The organism is Erythrobacter insulae (genome assembly GCF_007004095.1).
Lineage (GTDB): Bacteria > Pseudomonadota > Alphaproteobacteria > Sphingomonadales > Sphingomonadaceae > Erythrobacter > Erythrobacter insulae.
Genome location: NZ_VHJK01000003.1, coordinates 1 through 763, shown reverse-complemented (window position 1 = coordinate 763; position 763 = coordinate 1). Strand labels below are relative to the sequence as shown.

Annotated in this window: 1 protein-coding gene; it reads left to right on the top strand. The window is 59.8% G+C overall.

Translation table 11 applies throughout. The features are described from left to right. Positions 1 to 759, top strand: a 759-nt coding sequence (locus tag FGU71_RS14165; RefSeq protein ID WP_185960332.1) for a hypothetical protein, incomplete at its 5' end; no start/stop codon positions are given. Positions 760 to 763: the final 4 nt, after the last annotated feature.

Genomic DNA, 763 nt, shown 5'->3' with positions numbered 1-763 from the left:
CTTGGTCTGGCTTCGGGTGAGACATTCGCCGGAGCAACCTATAGCCCGCTCAAGGCCACCACTCTCAGCGTCGGCTACAGCCAGCAACGCGAAGACTGGCGCGATCTCGACGGGGTCTCGGAAATCGAGCGCAACATCCAGCGCCAGCTCGGTGCCCGCGAAGCCGAAGCCCTGACAATCGGGGTCGAGCAAAAAGTAACCAAGAACCTGTCGGTCAACGCGCAGTACACGTATCTGCGTGAAGAAGATGCGGTTCTGGGCGCCCAAACCGGCAGCGCCGCGCTGCTCGGCGAAGGCTCACGCACCAACGCTGTTACCGTATCCGCTTCGATGGATCTCGGCGACGGGTTCTCGTTTGATCTGTCGGCTACCGGCGGCGCAACCCAGACAGCCCAGGGCCAAATCCTGGCAACATCGCGTGACGTCATGAGCTCAGCAGGGCAGTTCACCGTCAACAAACGCGGCGTCATGGGAAGTCAGGATATCCTGCGGGTGTCTGTCGGCCAACCCATGACCGTCGAACGCGGCGAACTGGAACTGCGCAGCGATCAAGTGATCGATCGCCTCACCGGTGAACGCGGTGTTGTTACCCAAACCATCGGGATCAGCACAAAACGCCGCTACACAGGGGAAATCGTCTACGCGACACCTGTCTCCAAAGCTTCCGAACTGGGCATCGTCGGACGCTACATCAGCGCCGGAGAAATAGGCCAGGATGAAAGCTTCATGATCGGCGCAAACTTCGGAATGCGCTTCTAAACAC